Here is a 12,440-nt window from a genome sequence, read left to right as displayed (position 1 = left end):
CCCCGCCGGGCGCGGCGCCGTGGACGTCTCCGTCACCCCTGGGGCTTCCAGTCCTCGACGTTCCACCACGGGCCGCTGGAGAAGCCGTGCTCATGGGGCTCGACCTGGGTGGTCAGGTCCTTCCAGCGGTCGGCGAGGACGTAGACGTGCTCCAGGTGGGTGAGGAAGGTGTAGCCGGGGTCCTTGGCCAGTTCGCGCTGGACCGTGTCGTACGCGGCCTTGCGCGCGGTGGTGTCGCGGGTGCGGCGGCCGTCGTCGAGGGCCCGGTCGACGGCGGGGTTGGTGTAGCGGGGCATGTTGTTGTAGCCGTCGCCCGCGAGGGTGGAGTGCAGCAGCGTGTACAGGCCGAAGTCCGGGTCGCCGATGCTGCCGAAGCCCGCCAGGACCGCCTGCCGGCCCATCTCCGGTTCGATCACGGCCCAGGTGGCGCTCTTCACCGTGATGTCGACGCCGATCCGCTTGGCGTCGGAGGCGTAGGCCAGGGCGTGGTCCCTGCGGACCTTGTCGCCCGCCGGGTGGTAGAGGGTGAAGGCGGCGCGAACCCCGCCCTTGGCACGGATTCCGTCGGCGCCGGCCTTCCAGCCCGCCCGGTCGAGGAGGCGCGCGGCCCCGTCGGTGTCACGGGCGCGCTCGGTGCCCTTGGCGAACCATGTGTCGTTGCTGGGCAGCGGGCCGTAGGCGGGCCGCCCGGCACCGTTCAGGATCTTGTCGACCATGGTCTCGCGGTCCACGGCGAGGTCGAGGGCGCGGCGGACGGTGGGATCGCCGGTGACCTTGTTGGCGGTGGGGAGGCTGACGGCGCGGTAGTCGTAGGACTTGGCGCGGTAGGTCTTCCGGTCCCGGTCGCCCTTGAAGGTGGCGGCCAGGGCGGGGGGCAGGACGGCTCCGTCCAGGTCCCCGGAGCGCAGGCGGGTGGCGCGGACGTCGTCGTCGGTGACGATGGCCATGGTGACCCGCTCGACCTCGGGCTTCGTGCCCCAGTAGCGGGGGTTGGCCTTGAAGACGACCTTCTCGCCCTTGCGCCAGTCGGCGAGGACGTAGGGGCCGGTGCCGACCGGGTCGGTGTTGAAGGAGCCCGTGTTGGGGTCCTGCCCGGCGGCCACGTGCCGGGGCACGATGGGCAGCACGGTCCGGGCGGCGAAGGCGGCGTAGGGGTACTTGAGCCGGAAGACGACCTTGCCCTCGCCGTCGGCGCGGACGCTGTCGACGGCCGCCAGTTCGCTGCGGTTGGGGTTGTTGGTCTTCTCGTCGAGGATCGTCTCGTAGGTGAAGACCACGTCCGCGGCGGTGAACGGCTTGCCGTCGCTGAAGGTGACGCCGTCGCGCAGCGTGTACGTGTAGGTGCGGCCGTCGGGGCTGACCTGCGGGAGGTCCGCGGCGAGGGCCGGGCGGAGCGTGAGGTCGGCGCCGAGTTCGAGGAGGCCGTCGAAGATCTTCGAGTTGCCGTCCTTGCCGTAGCCGAGCAGGGGGCTGAGGCTGTCCGGCTCCGCGGCCACGCCCAGCACCACCGAGTCGGCGGCGCCCTCGGCCCCCGACTCACCGCCGGGCGCCGAGCAGGCGGTAGCGGCGGCCCCCAGGGCCACCACCGCCGCAACGATCCGTATCCGTCGACCGGCCATCAGTTGTCCGCCCCTGTCACCCTCGAATTTTTTTGCAGAAAACATGTTATTGCACAGTGATTGCAATAAGTACAGGGGGGTATCCGTCCGGTCACCGGAGGGCGTGGACGGGCCTGGAAGCAGGCCCCCGGGCTTCGCGGGACACGGAAACGGGACCCGGGTCTCCGATGGGTGTCAGAAATCGGTGAACACTTCGGGGCGAAGTGTTCACCGATTTCCGTACCCCTCCCCCGCGGCGCCCATCACGGTCCCGGAGGAGGAGCCGCCGGCCTCCGGAACCGGCGCCTCCGGAGAGCCCTGACACCCACGCGGGCCCAGGAGCCGCGCGGCCCCGGCCGTGCCGCGTCAGCCGATGCGCCGGGCGAACGCCTCGTACGCCCGCTCGTCGAAGAGCACGAACCGCACCTCGTCCACGCTGGTCGGAGTGTTCCGCACGGTGTCGACGGCGATGCGCGCCGCGTCGTCCACCGGCCACCGGTAGACGCCGGTGGAGATCGCCGGGAACGCGACGGTGCGGGCCCCCAGTTCACCGGCCACCCGCAGGGACTCGCGGTGGCAGGAGGCGAGCAGCGCGGAGCGGTCCTCGGTGGCCGACCACACCGGGCCCACGGTGTGGATCACCCACCGCGCGTCCAGGTCGCCCGCGGTGGTGGCCACCGCCCTGCCGGTGGGCAGGCCCTTCGCGTAGCGGCCCGCGCGCAGGGCGCGGCACTCCGCCAGGATCGCCGGGCCGCCGCGCCGGTGGATGGCCCCGCCGACCCCGCCCCCGCCGAGCAGGCCGGAGTTGGCGGCGTTGACGAGGGCGTCGGCGTGCTCGCGGGTGAGATCGCCGAGGGCGAGGGTGAGCGCCGTCACGGCTGCCTCAGCATGCGCCAGACGGCCTTGGCCGCGTTGTGCCCCGGCATCCCGTGCACGCCGGGGCCCGGCGGGGTGGCCGAGGAGCAGATGAACACCGCCGGGTGCGGGGTGGCGTACGGGAAGAGGGACGGCCGGGGCCGCAGCAGCAGTTGCAGCCCGGAGGCGGCACCGGAGGCGATGTCGCCGCCGACGTAGTTGGCGTTGCGGGCGGCGAGTTCGGGCGGGCCGGCGACGGCGCGGGCCAGGACGCGGTCGCGGAAGCCCGGGGCGAAGCGCTCCAGTTGGCGCTCGATGGCGTCGGTGAGGTCGCCGGTCCAGCCGTGGGGCACGTGACCGTACGCCCAGAAGACCTGCTTGCCGGCCGGGGCCCGGGTGGGGTCGGCGACGCCGGGCTGGACGGTGATGAGGAACGGCGGATCGGGGGCACGGCCCTCCCGGGAGGCCGCGCGCAGGGCCGCGCCGATCTCGGCGCTGTCGGCGCCGACCTGCACGGTGCCGGCGGTGCGCGGCGCCTCGGCGGTCCACGGGACCGGGCCGTCGAGCGCGTAGTCGATCTTGAAGGCGCCGGGGCCGTAGCGGTAGCGGGCGTAGTGGCCTCCCAGTCCGGCGATGCGGGCCAGGGCCGTGGGCGAGGTGTCGAAGACATACGCGCGGGCGGGCGGCAGGTCATCGAGGCGCTTGACCTCGTAGTCGGTGTGCAGGGTGCCGCCGAGGTCGGTCAGGTACGCGGCGAGCGCGTCGGAGATGGACTGCGAGCCGCCCCGGGCGACGGGCCAGCCCCGGGCGTGAGCGGCGAGGGCGAAGACCAGGCCGACGGCGCCGGTGGCGGGTCCGCCGAGCGGGGCCATGACATGGGCGACGAGCCCGGCGAACAGGGTCCGGGCCCGCTCGTCCCGGAAGCGGCGCATCAGCCAGGTCGACGGGGGCAGCCCGGCCAGCCCGAAGCGGGCGAGGGTGACCGGGTCGCGGGGCAGCGCGGTGGACGGCAGCGACATGAAGTCGCGGAGAAGGGTGTCCCAGCGGGCCAGGAAGGGGGCGACCAGCCGCCGGTAGGCGCCCGCGTCGCGCGGGCCGAAGGAGGCCGCCGTCTCCCCGACCGAACGGGACAGCACGGCGGCGGTGCCGTCGGGGAAGGGGTGGGCCATGGGCAGCGGGGCGTGCAGCCACTCCAGGCCGTACCGCTCCAGGGGCAGGGCGCGGAAGGCGGGCGAGTTGACCCCCAGGGGGTGCGCGGCGGAGCACGGGTCGTGCCGGAAGCCGGGGAGGGTCAGCTCCTCGGTGCGGGCGCCGCCGCCCACCGTGTCCCGGGCCTCGAAGACGGCGACGGAGAAACCGCGGCGCGCCAGCTCCACGGCGGCCGTCAGTCCGTTCGGCCCCGCTCCCACCACGACCGCATCGAGCATCGACGGCACCTCGGACCCCTTCGTCGGCCGACGGCTACTGGGGTTCAGGATAGGCCGGGGCTCCGACAGCCGGCGGCCCCGGGGCGGGCGCCGGGGGGCCCGCCCCGGCCCGGACCGGTGGGGCCGGTCAGTCCGTCTCCCCCGCGAGCAGGTCCGCCACCCTGCGGGCCGTGGCGGCGTCGCGGGCCGCGGTGAAGGGCAGTTCATTGCCGCCGGTGATGCGGAAGGGCTCCCCGGAGCGGGTCAGATGCGCGCCGCCCGCCTCCTCGACCAGCAGCAGGCCCGCCGCGTGGTCCCAGGCCGCCTCCCAGGAGAAGGCGGTGGCCTCGGACCGGCCCGACGCCACGGCCAGGTACTCCAGCCCGGCCGAGCCGCAGGGGCGCGGGGCCACTCCCGGCACGTTCAGCCCCAGCAGGGAGCGCTTCTGCTCGTCCGTGGTGAAGTCGGGGTGGGAGGTCGCGACGCGCAGCTCCCGGTCCGGCTCGGGCGGCCCGGCGTGGAGCCGCTCGCCCTCCAGGAACGCGCCCCGGCCGCGGATCGCGGTGGCGATGCGGTCGCCGACCGGCGCGTAGGTCCAGGAGCCGAGCACCACGCCCCGGTGGGCCAGCGCGATCAGCGTGCAGAAGCCCTCCTCGCCCCGGACGAACTGCCGGGTGCCGTCGACGGGGTCGACGATCCACACCGGGGCCTCGCCCCGTATCGCCCCGTACACCGCCGGGTCGGCGTGCACGGCCTCCTCGCCGACGACGACCGATCCGGGCAGCAGGGCGGAGAGCACGCCGGTCAGATACCGCTCGGCGTCGCGGTCGGCGTCCGTCACCAGATCGTGCGGGCCGGACTTCTGGTCGACCTCGTGTTCCGCCAGACGGCGCCAGCGCGGCATGATCTCCTGGGCCGCCGCCTTGCGGACGGCCTCCTCCACGTCACCGGTGTGCCGGGCGAGAAACTCGTCGATGGTTTCGTTGTCCTCGATCATGGCTCCATGAGAGCACGCGCCACTGACAATCCCCACCCGGCCGGGGTATTCCCGGTGGAATCGCGGTGAACACTGGGTTCCGCTCCCCCCGGCCGCCGCTCCCGGCAGCGCCTCGCCCCCGGCGGCGGTCCTCCACCGGTGCGGCGGCCCCGCCCGCCCCGGGCGGTCCCGGCCCGGCTCTGGCCTATCTTGGCGCGCATGCAGTCATACACGATCGGCCAGGCGGCACGGCTGCTCGGCGTGAGTCCCGACACCGCGCGGCGGTGGGCGGACGCGGGCCGGGTGGCGACCCACCGCGACGAGGGCGGCAAGCGGCTCATCGACGGGAAGGACCTGGCCGCCTTCTCCGTGGAGCTGGCCCGCAGCGACGGCGCCGAGGAGGACGTGCCCACCACCTCGGTCCGCAACGCGTTCCCCGGCATCGTCACGGCGATCAAGCTCGGTGACGTGGCCGCGCAGGTCGAGATCCAGGCCGGGCCCCACCGCCTGGTCTCCCTGCTGACCCGGGAGGCCGTGGAGGAACTGGCCCTGGAGGTGGGCATGGAGGCCACGGCCCGGGTGAAGTCGACCAACGTGCACATCGACCGGGCCTGACCGCGCACCCGCGCGTCCGCGACGCGCGCCCTCTGGATCCGCACATGCCATGCCATCCCGGGTATCACCTCGCCCATACGACCTGATGACCCGTTTCCCCCTCGCATCTGCGGCAGTATGATCGGCGCAAGCGCGTTCGCCGGACCGGGGGAAGCGGCCCGTGCGGCCGCCGGGAGAGCGGGGCGCGTCCACCGAGGACCCAGAGGGAGTGGCCCCGTGATGACCCGTTCCGCCCGCAGGACCGGCCGGACCGGCCGGATGCTTCGCACGATCGGCCTGGGCGCAGCCGCCCTGCTGACCCTGAGCGCCTGCTCGTTCGCCGGGGAGTCCGGCGAGGCGTCCGGCACCGCGACCGTCGACGGGGACGGGCTGTCCGGCACGGTGAACGTCTTCGCGGCGGCCTCGCTCACCGAGAGCTTCACCGCACTGGGCAAGACGTTCGAGGACCGGCATCCCGGCACCAAGGTGGTCTTCAACTTCGGCGGCAGCGACTCGCTCGCCGCCGGAATCACCAGCGGGGCGCCCGCCGACGTGTTCGCCTCCGCCAGCCCGAGGACGATGAAGGTCGTCACCGACGCCGGGGCCGCCGCCGGCGCACCGGCCGCCTTCGTCACCAACCGGCTGGAGATCGCCACCCTGCCCGGGAACCCGGAGGGGATCGGCTCGCTCAAGGACCTCACGGCGCGGGACCTCAAGGTCGTCCTATGCGACCGCACCGTGCCCTGCGGTGCCGCCGCCGAGAAGGCGCTGGACGCCGCCGGGCTGGAGCTGAAGCCGGTCTCCTACGAGGAGGACGTGAAGTCCGCGCTGAACAAGGTGGTGCTCAAGGAGGCCGACGCGGCCCTCGTGTACCGCACCGACGTGCGGGCCGCCGGCGACAAGGTGGTGGGCGTGGAGTTCCCCGAGTCCGGACGGGCCGTCAACGACTACCCGATCACCCTGCTCAAGGACGCCCCCAACAGTGACGCCGCCGAGGCGTTCATCGAACTGGTGCGGTCGCCCGAGGGCCTGAAGGTGCTCACCGGGGCCGGGTTCGGCACGCCGTGACCCCGCGGCGAGCCGTGCCCGCGCCCCCCGGTGCCGACGCCCCGGCGGCCCCCCGCGCGGGCCGGGCGCGGCGCGGGGGCCGGGGCACGGTTCCGCTGCCGCTGCTGCTGCCCGCGCTGGCCGGGCTGGCCTTCCTGGTGCTGCCGCTGCTCGCCCTGCTGGTCCGGGCCCCCTGGCGGAGCATGCCCGGCCTGCTGACCGGACCGGAGGTGTGGCAGGCCCTGCGGCTGTCCCTGGTCTGCGCCACCGCCGCGACCGCCGTGAGCCTCGTCGTGGGGGTGCCGGTCGCCTGGCTGCTGGCCCGGGTCGACTTCCCCGGCCGCGGCCTGGTGCGGGCCCTGGTCACCCTGCCGCTGGTGCTGCCGCCGGTGGTCGGCGGTGTCGCCCTGCTGATGGCGCTGGGCCGCAACGGCGTCGTGGGCCGGTGGCTGGACTCCTGGTTCGGGCTCACGCTGCCGTTCACCACGGCGGGCGTCATCCTCGCCGAGGCCTTCGTCGCGATGCCGTTCCTGGTGATCAGCGTCGAGGGCACGCTGCGCGCCGCCGACCCCCGGTACGAGGAGGCGGCGCAGACGCTCGGCGCCTCCCGCTTCACCGCCTTCCGGCGTGTCACCCTGCCGCTGGTCGCGCCCGGCATCGCGGCCGGTGCGGTGCTGGCCTGGGCGCGGGCGCTCGGGGAGTTCGGGGCGACGATCACCTTCGCCGGGAACTTCCCCGGCCGCACCCAGACCATGCCACTGGCCGTCTACCTCGCCCTGCAGAACGACCCGGAGGCCGCCATCGCCCTCAGCCTGGTGCTGCTCGCCGTCTCCGTCGCGGTCCTGGCCGGGCTGCGGGACCGCTGGATGGGCACCTCGTGACCGGCGGGGCGGGGGAGACCGGGGCGGCCCGAGCCACCGGCGCGGCCGGAACCTCCGGGGCGGCCGGCGCGGGGCCCGGGGGCTCCGCCTCCCCCGCCGACGAGGGGCTCGACGCGCGGCTGGTCGTGGAGCGCGGCGCCTTCCGGCTGGACGTGACACTGACGGCGGCGCCCGGCGAGGTCGTCGCGCTGCTGGGGCCGAACGGGGCCGGGAAGACCACCGCGCTGCGCGCCCTCGCCGGTCTGGTCCCGCTCGACGGAGGACGCGTGCGGCTGGACGGGCAGTCGCTGGAGCAGGCGCCGCCGGAGGACCGGCCCGTCGGGGTGGTCTTCCAGGACTACCTGCTCTTCCCGCACCTGTCCGCGCTGGACAACGTGGCCTTCGGTCCGCGCTGCCGGGGCGCGCGCAAGGCGGACGCCCGCGCGCAGGCCGCCGGGTGGCTGGACCGCATGGGCCTGGCCGCGCACGCGACCGTCAAGCCGCGCGGGCTCTCCGGCGGGCAGGCCCAGCGGGTCGCACTCGCCCGCGCCCTGGCCATCCGGCCCCGGCTGCTGCTGCTGGACGAGCCGCTCGCCGCGCTGGACGCCCGGACCCGGCTCGACGTGCGCGCCGCGCTCCGCCGCCACCTGGCCGACTTCGAGGCCGTCGCCGTCCTCGTCACACACGATCCGCTGGACGCGATGGTCCTGGCCGACCGGCTGGTCGTGGTGGAGGACGGCCGTGTCGTGCAGGAGGGCACGCCCGCGCACATCGCCCGGCACCCGCGCACCGACTACATCGCCCATCTGGTCGGCCTCAACCTCTACCACGGCCGCGCCGCGGGGCACACGGTGCGCCTCGACGGCGACGGACCCGAGGTCACCACCGCCGGGGAGCTGTCGGGACCGGTCTTCGTCGCATTCCCGCCGAGCGCGGTGACCCTGCACCGGGAGCGGCCCACCGGGTCGAGCGCCCGCAACCTCTGGCGCTGCGCGGTGGCCGGTCTGGAGACCCACGGCGACCGGGTCCGCGCAGGTCTCACCGGGGACCTGGCGCTCGCCGCCGACCTGACCACCGTCGCCGCCGCCGAACTGGACCTGCGGCCCGGGGCCGTGGTGTGGGCGACGGTCAAGGCCACCCAGGTCCACGCCTACCGCGACTGATCCGCGACGCCCCCCGCCCCGCCCCGCAGCGGCGCCCGGCCCAGGCGTCCGGGGCGCTGTGCTCAGACGCGCGCCGAGTCCGGCCGCTCCGCGCCGTCGGCGGGCTCCGCCACGGGCACGGCCACCGGGTCCGGGTCGGCGGAACGGAGCGTGAGGCGGCGGGCGAGCGGCTCGGTGAAGCGGGCGGTGAGCGGGCCGATCACGACCAGGATCAGTACGTAGGCGGTGGCCAGCGGTCCGATGCGGGGTTCCACGCCGACGGCGAGACCGGCGATGACGATGGAGAACTCGCCGCGCGCCACGAGGGTGCCGCCCGCCCGCCAGCGGCCCGCCGTCTGGACCCCGGCGCGGCGCGCGGCGTACCAGCCGGTGGCGATCTTGGTGAGGGTGGTGGCGACGGCCAGCAGCAGCGCGGGCACCAGCACCGGCGGGATCGCCGACGGGTCGGTGGACAGGCCGAAGAAGACGAAGAAGACGGCGGCGAACAGGTCCCGCAGCGGGGTGAGCAGGCTGTTGGCGCCCTCGGCCACGTCACCGGAGAGGGCGATGCCGACGAGGAAGGCGCCGACCGCCGCCGAGACGTTGACCTGCTGGGCGAGGCCGGCGACCAGCAGGGTGAGGCCGAGCACGACCAGCAGGAGCATCTCGGCGCTGTCGGAGGAGACGGCCCTGCTGATCAGCCGTCCGTGGCGGAGGGCGACATAGAGGACGGCGCCCACGGTGCCGAGGGCGATCAGCAGGGTGACGGAGCCGCCCGCGAGCCCGGCCCCGGCCAGGACGGCCGTGAGGATCGGCAGGTAGACGGCCATGGCCAGGTCCTCGATGACGAGGACGCCCAGGATCACGGGGGTCTCGCGGTTGCCGAGCCGCCCCAGGTCGCCGAGGACCTTGGCGATGACCCCGGAGGAGGAGATCCAGGTGACTCCGGCCAGCGCGACGGCGGCCACCGGCCCCCAGCCGAGGAGCAGCGCGGCCACGGCCCCGGGCACCGCGTTGAGGACGAAGTCGACGGCACCGGACGGGTACTGGGTCCTGAGGTTGCTGACGAGGTCCGAGGCGCTGTACTCCAGGCCCAGCAGGAGCAGCAGCAGGATGACGCCGATCTCCGCGCCGGTGGCGACGAACTCCTCGCTCGCCTGGAGCGGCAGGATGCCGCCGTGCCCGAAGGCCAGCCCCGCCAGGAGGTAGAGGGGGATGGGCGAGAACCCCACCCGGCCGGCGAGGCGGCCCAGCAGCCCGAGGGCGAGGATGACGGCTCCGAGTTCGATGAGCAGGGCGGTGGTGTGGTGCACGGGCGTCGGTCCTCCGGTTCTGTCGGCGGCGCGCCGGGACGCCGTCCGGCGGGCCCCGTGCCACGGGGCGCGGGACTGCGGGCGGTCGCGCCGGGTCGGTCGGCGACGGGCTGGACGTGAAGCGGCTCGGGTGGCCGGGGTCCCCCTCGGGGACGGCGGCGCGGCACTCGGTGACGGGCACGCGGTGCGGCCGGACGGCGCGGTCGCCACGACCGGTCCCGCGCCGTCCCCCGGCCGGGACCGGGGGATGGCGCGGGGCGGCCTCAGACGGCGGGCGCCCGGTGGCTGCCCGGGACGGTGCGGTCAGGCACCGGGGCGGGCGGTGACCGGATCGGGAACGCTGTCGCGCGCCGCGTTGTCTACGCGTACGGCCAGGACGGCCGGGACGCACGAACGGCGCGGGGCGACCGTGGGGACGCTGCAACGGACGTGGTGACCTGCGGGTCGTATCACGTCGCGTCCTTCCCCGGGTGCGGAATCCGTCGGTCATGGGCGGGCCGGCCGCGCGGGCATGCGCGACCGGCCTCTTTGCCATCAAGCATTTAGGCTTGGTAAAGACTTTACCTTACGGCAAACAGTGCCTTACTGGATGTATCGCCCCATAGAGGTACTGAAAGGACCCGAATTCCTGTCATCCGGTCCGCGTGGCCGAGGCGTCGCCGGGCGCTCCGCGCGCTCCGGCGTCCGTCCCACCCCCCGCTCCGCGCCCCGCGCACTCGCGCTCCGGTCCGCCGGGCGGGGTGACGCCGGACGAGGCGCCGCCGGGCGGGGCGACGGCGGACGGGATGACGCCGGACGGGGCGACGGCGGACGGGATGACGCGGGGCGATGTGACGCCGGGCGAGGCGCCGACGGAGGGCCCGCTGCCCGGGGAGGCCCCGCCGGGGGAGGTGTGCCGGGGCCCGTCCCGCCCGGAGGCCGGGGCCGCCCGCCGCGCGGCGGAGCGGCCCTCGCGCACCGCCCTGACGGCCCCGGGGAGCCGCCGTCGCCTCCGCTTCCCGCCGGCCGGACCGCCGGCGGCCCGGCCCGCGCTCCCGACGCGCGCGGCCCCACCGACGCGCTCAGCTCCACCGGTGCCCTCGGCTCCCCCGCGCCCCCGGCGCCTCCGGTGTCCCGGGGGCCGGAGCCCCCCGCGCCGGGGCCGTCCTCCTCGTCGGAGCCGCCGTGCTCGCCGAGCCAGTGGGCGAGCCGTCCGCCGCGCCCGACGGCGCGCAGCCGGCGTTCCGCGGCGTCCCGGACGGCCGGTGTGGTGATCAGCAGCATCTCGTCGCCGGTGCGCAGCACGGTGTCCCGGTCGGGGACGAGGGTGTCGCCCTCGCGCACGACCAGGGTCACCGCCGTGGGCCGCGGCAGCCGCAGCTCCCGCACGCTCACCCCGTGCAGCCGGGACCCCGCCGGGACGGTGAGGGTGAGCAGGTCGGCGTCCAGGACGTCGAGGGGCGCGGTCTCGACCTCCAGCTCCCGCGGCGTGCCGGGGCGGCTCAGGCCGAGGACCCGGGCGAGGGCGGGCAGCGTCGGTCCCTGGATCAGGGTGAACAGGACCACGAGAACGAACACGATGTCGAGCAGTCCGTCGGCTCCCTCCACTCCGGCCACGATGGGGAAGGTGGCCAGCACCACGGGGACCGCGCCGCGCAGCCCGGCCCAGGAGATGAACGCCTGGTGCCGCAGCGGCATGCGGAACGGCAGCAGGCAGAGCAGCACCGACAGGGGGCGCGCGACCAGCAGCAGGACCAGTCCGACGGCCAGGGCGGGCAGCACCGCGGAGAGCAGTTCGCTCGGGTCGACGAGCAGGCCCAGCATCACGAACAGCCCGATCTGGGCGAGCCAGCCGACGCCCTCCGCGAAGGAGCGGGTGGCGGCCCGGTGGGGCAGCTTCGCGTTGCCGAGCACGAGCCCGGCCAGGTACGCGGCGATGATGCCACTCGCGTCGACGGAACCGGCGGCGGCGAAGGCGATGATCCCGAAGGCGAAGGTCGCCAGCGGGTACAGCCCGGTCGCGGGCAGCGCGATGTGCCGCAGGGCGGCGGCGCCCAGCCAGCCGGTCAGCACGCCCAGTACGGCGCCCGCCGCGAGCTGGTAGGCGAGGTTGCCCAGGAGCGGCCCGGGGCCGGGCAGATCGGCGCCCGCGGTGGAGAAGACCAGGACGAGGATGATCGTGGGCGCGTCGTTGAAGCCCGACTCCGCCTCGACGAGTCCGGTCAGCCGCCTGGGCAGCGGCAGCGAGCGCAGCACCGCGAAGACGGCGGCGGCGTCGGTGGAGGAGACGATCGCGCCGAGCAGCAGGGCCAGGTGCCAGTCCATGCCCAGCAGCCAGTGCGCGCCCGCCGCGGTCACGCCGACGGAGAGCGCCACCCCGCAGGTGGCGAGCACCCCCGCCGGGGCCAGCAGCCGCCGTACGTCGCTCCACCGGGTGGTCAGGCCGCCCTCGACCAGGATGGCGCCCAGCGCGGCGGTGCCGAGGGCCTGGGCCAGCCGGGCGTCGTCGAACTCCAGGCCCAGGCCGTCCTCGCCGGCGATGACCCCGACGGCGAGGAACAGCAGCAGACCGGGCAGGCCGACGCGGTGCGCGGTACGGGCGGCGGCGATGCCGGCCAGCAGGACGGCACCGCCGATGAGAAGGGTCAGATAGAGCTGGGACAGGGTCAT

Annotated in this window: 10 protein-coding genes and 1 pseudogene; 4 read left to right on the top strand and 7 right to left on the bottom strand. The window is 75.3% G+C overall.

Translation table 11 applies throughout. The features are described from left to right. Positions 1-32: 32 nt before the first annotated feature. The 4 genes from GTY84_RS31055 to GTY84_RS31040 form a co-directional block, all read right to left on the bottom strand. Positions 33-1,619, bottom strand: coding sequence for an ABC transporter substrate-binding protein (locus GTY84_RS31055; protein WP_161229731.1), 1,587 nt, complete (start codon positions 1,617-1,619; stop codon positions 33-35). A gap of 345 nt (positions 1,620-1,964) precedes the next feature. Then, entirely contained in the window at positions 1,965-2,474 is a 510-nt protein-coding gene (locus tag GTY84_RS31050; protein WP_161229730.1) for an O-acetyl-ADP-ribose deacetylase, read from the bottom strand. Continuing rightward, positions 2,471-3,880, bottom strand: coding sequence for an NAD(P)/FAD-dependent oxidoreductase (locus GTY84_RS31045; protein WP_161229729.1), 1,410 nt, complete (start codon positions 3,878-3,880; stop codon positions 2,471-2,473). Before GTY84_RS31045 ends, GTY84_RS31050 begins: the two co-directional genes overlap by 4 nt. Before the next feature lie 127 nt (positions 3,881-4,007). Continuing rightward, positions 4,008-4,856, bottom strand: a complete 849-nt coding sequence (locus GTY84_RS31040; RefSeq protein WP_161229728.1) for an inositol monophosphatase family protein — start codon at positions 4,854-4,856, stop codon at positions 4,008-4,010. A 198-nt stretch (positions 4,857-5,054) separates the two neighbouring features. Between GTY84_RS31040 and GTY84_RS31035 the strand changes: the two genes are divergently transcribed. The 4 genes from GTY84_RS31035 to GTY84_RS31020 all read left to right on the top strand — a co-directional run bounded on the left by GTY84_RS31035 (position 5,055) and on the right by GTY84_RS31020 (position 8,499). Then, positions 5,055-5,450, top strand: a complete 396-nt coding sequence (locus tag GTY84_RS31035; RefSeq protein WP_161229727.1) for a helix-turn-helix transcriptional regulator — start codon at positions 5,055-5,057, stop codon at positions 5,448-5,450. A 219-nt stretch (positions 5,451-5,669) separates the two neighbouring features. Beyond that, entirely contained in the window at positions 5,670-6,497 is an 828-nt protein-coding gene (modA, locus tag GTY84_RS31030) for a molybdate ABC transporter substrate-binding protein (protein ID WP_161229726.1), read from the top strand. 95 nt (positions 6,498-6,592) lie between these two features. Then, positions 6,593-7,357 (top strand): molybdate ABC transporter permease subunit, encoded by a 765-nt coding sequence (modB, locus tag GTY84_RS31025; protein ID WP_202552480.1) that lies wholly within the window; start codon positions 6,593-6,595, stop codon positions 7,355-7,357. Then, on the top strand, positions 7,354-8,499 hold the full coding sequence (locus tag GTY84_RS31020; protein ID WP_161229725.1) for an ABC transporter ATP-binding protein: 1,146 nt from the start codon (positions 7,354-7,356) through the stop codon (positions 8,497-8,499). The genes modB and GTY84_RS31020 overlap by 4 nt, the downstream gene beginning before the upstream one ends. A 62-nt stretch (positions 8,500-8,561) precedes the next feature. Here the strand turns inward: GTY84_RS31020 and GTY84_RS31015 are convergent, their stop codons facing one another. The 3 genes and pseudogenes from GTY84_RS31015 to GTY84_RS31005 form a co-directional block, all read right to left on the bottom strand. Further along, on the bottom strand, positions 8,562-9,791 hold the full coding sequence (locus tag GTY84_RS31015; protein ID WP_161229724.1) for a cation:proton antiporter: 1,230 nt from the start codon (positions 9,789-9,791) through the stop codon (positions 8,562-8,564). A gap of 303 nt (positions 9,792-10,094) precedes the next feature. After that, a complete protein-coding gene (locus GTY84_RS31010; protein ID WP_161229723.1) occupies positions 10,095-10,244 on the bottom strand; it encodes a hypothetical protein in 150 nt (49 codons plus the stop codon). A gap of 708 nt (positions 10,245-10,952) precedes the next feature. Beyond that, positions 10,953-12,440: pseudogene (locus GTY84_RS31005) on the bottom strand (potassium/proton antiporter); the annotation flags it as partial.

This window comes from Streptomyces sp. SID8352 (genome assembly GCF_009862265.1).
GTDB lineage: Bacteria > Actinomycetota > Actinomycetes > Streptomycetales > Streptomycetaceae > Streptomyces.
This window is presented reverse-complemented; position numbering and strand designations above follow the sequence as displayed.

Excerpts from the sequence above, each read along its gene's own strand:
- GTY84_RS31055 (WP_161229731.1), bottom strand. The coding sequence starts at position 1,619 with ATGGCCGGTCGACGGATACGGATCGTTGCGGCGGTGGTGGCCCTGGGG.
- GTY84_RS31045 (WP_161229729.1), bottom strand. The coding sequence starts at position 3,880 with ATGCTCGATGCGGTCGTGGTGGGAGCGGGGCCGAACGGACTGACGGCC.
- GTY84_RS31040 (WP_161229728.1), bottom strand. The coding sequence starts at position 4,856 with ATGATCGAGGACAACGAAACCATCGACGAGTTTCTCGCCCGGCACACC.
- GTY84_RS31035 (WP_161229727.1), top strand. The coding sequence starts at position 5,055 with ATGCAGTCATACACGATCGGCCAGGCGGCACGGCTGCTCGGCGTGAGT.
- modA (WP_161229726.1), top strand. The coding sequence starts at position 5,670 with ATGACCCGTTCCGCCCGCAGGACCGGCCGGACCGGCCGGATGCTTCGC.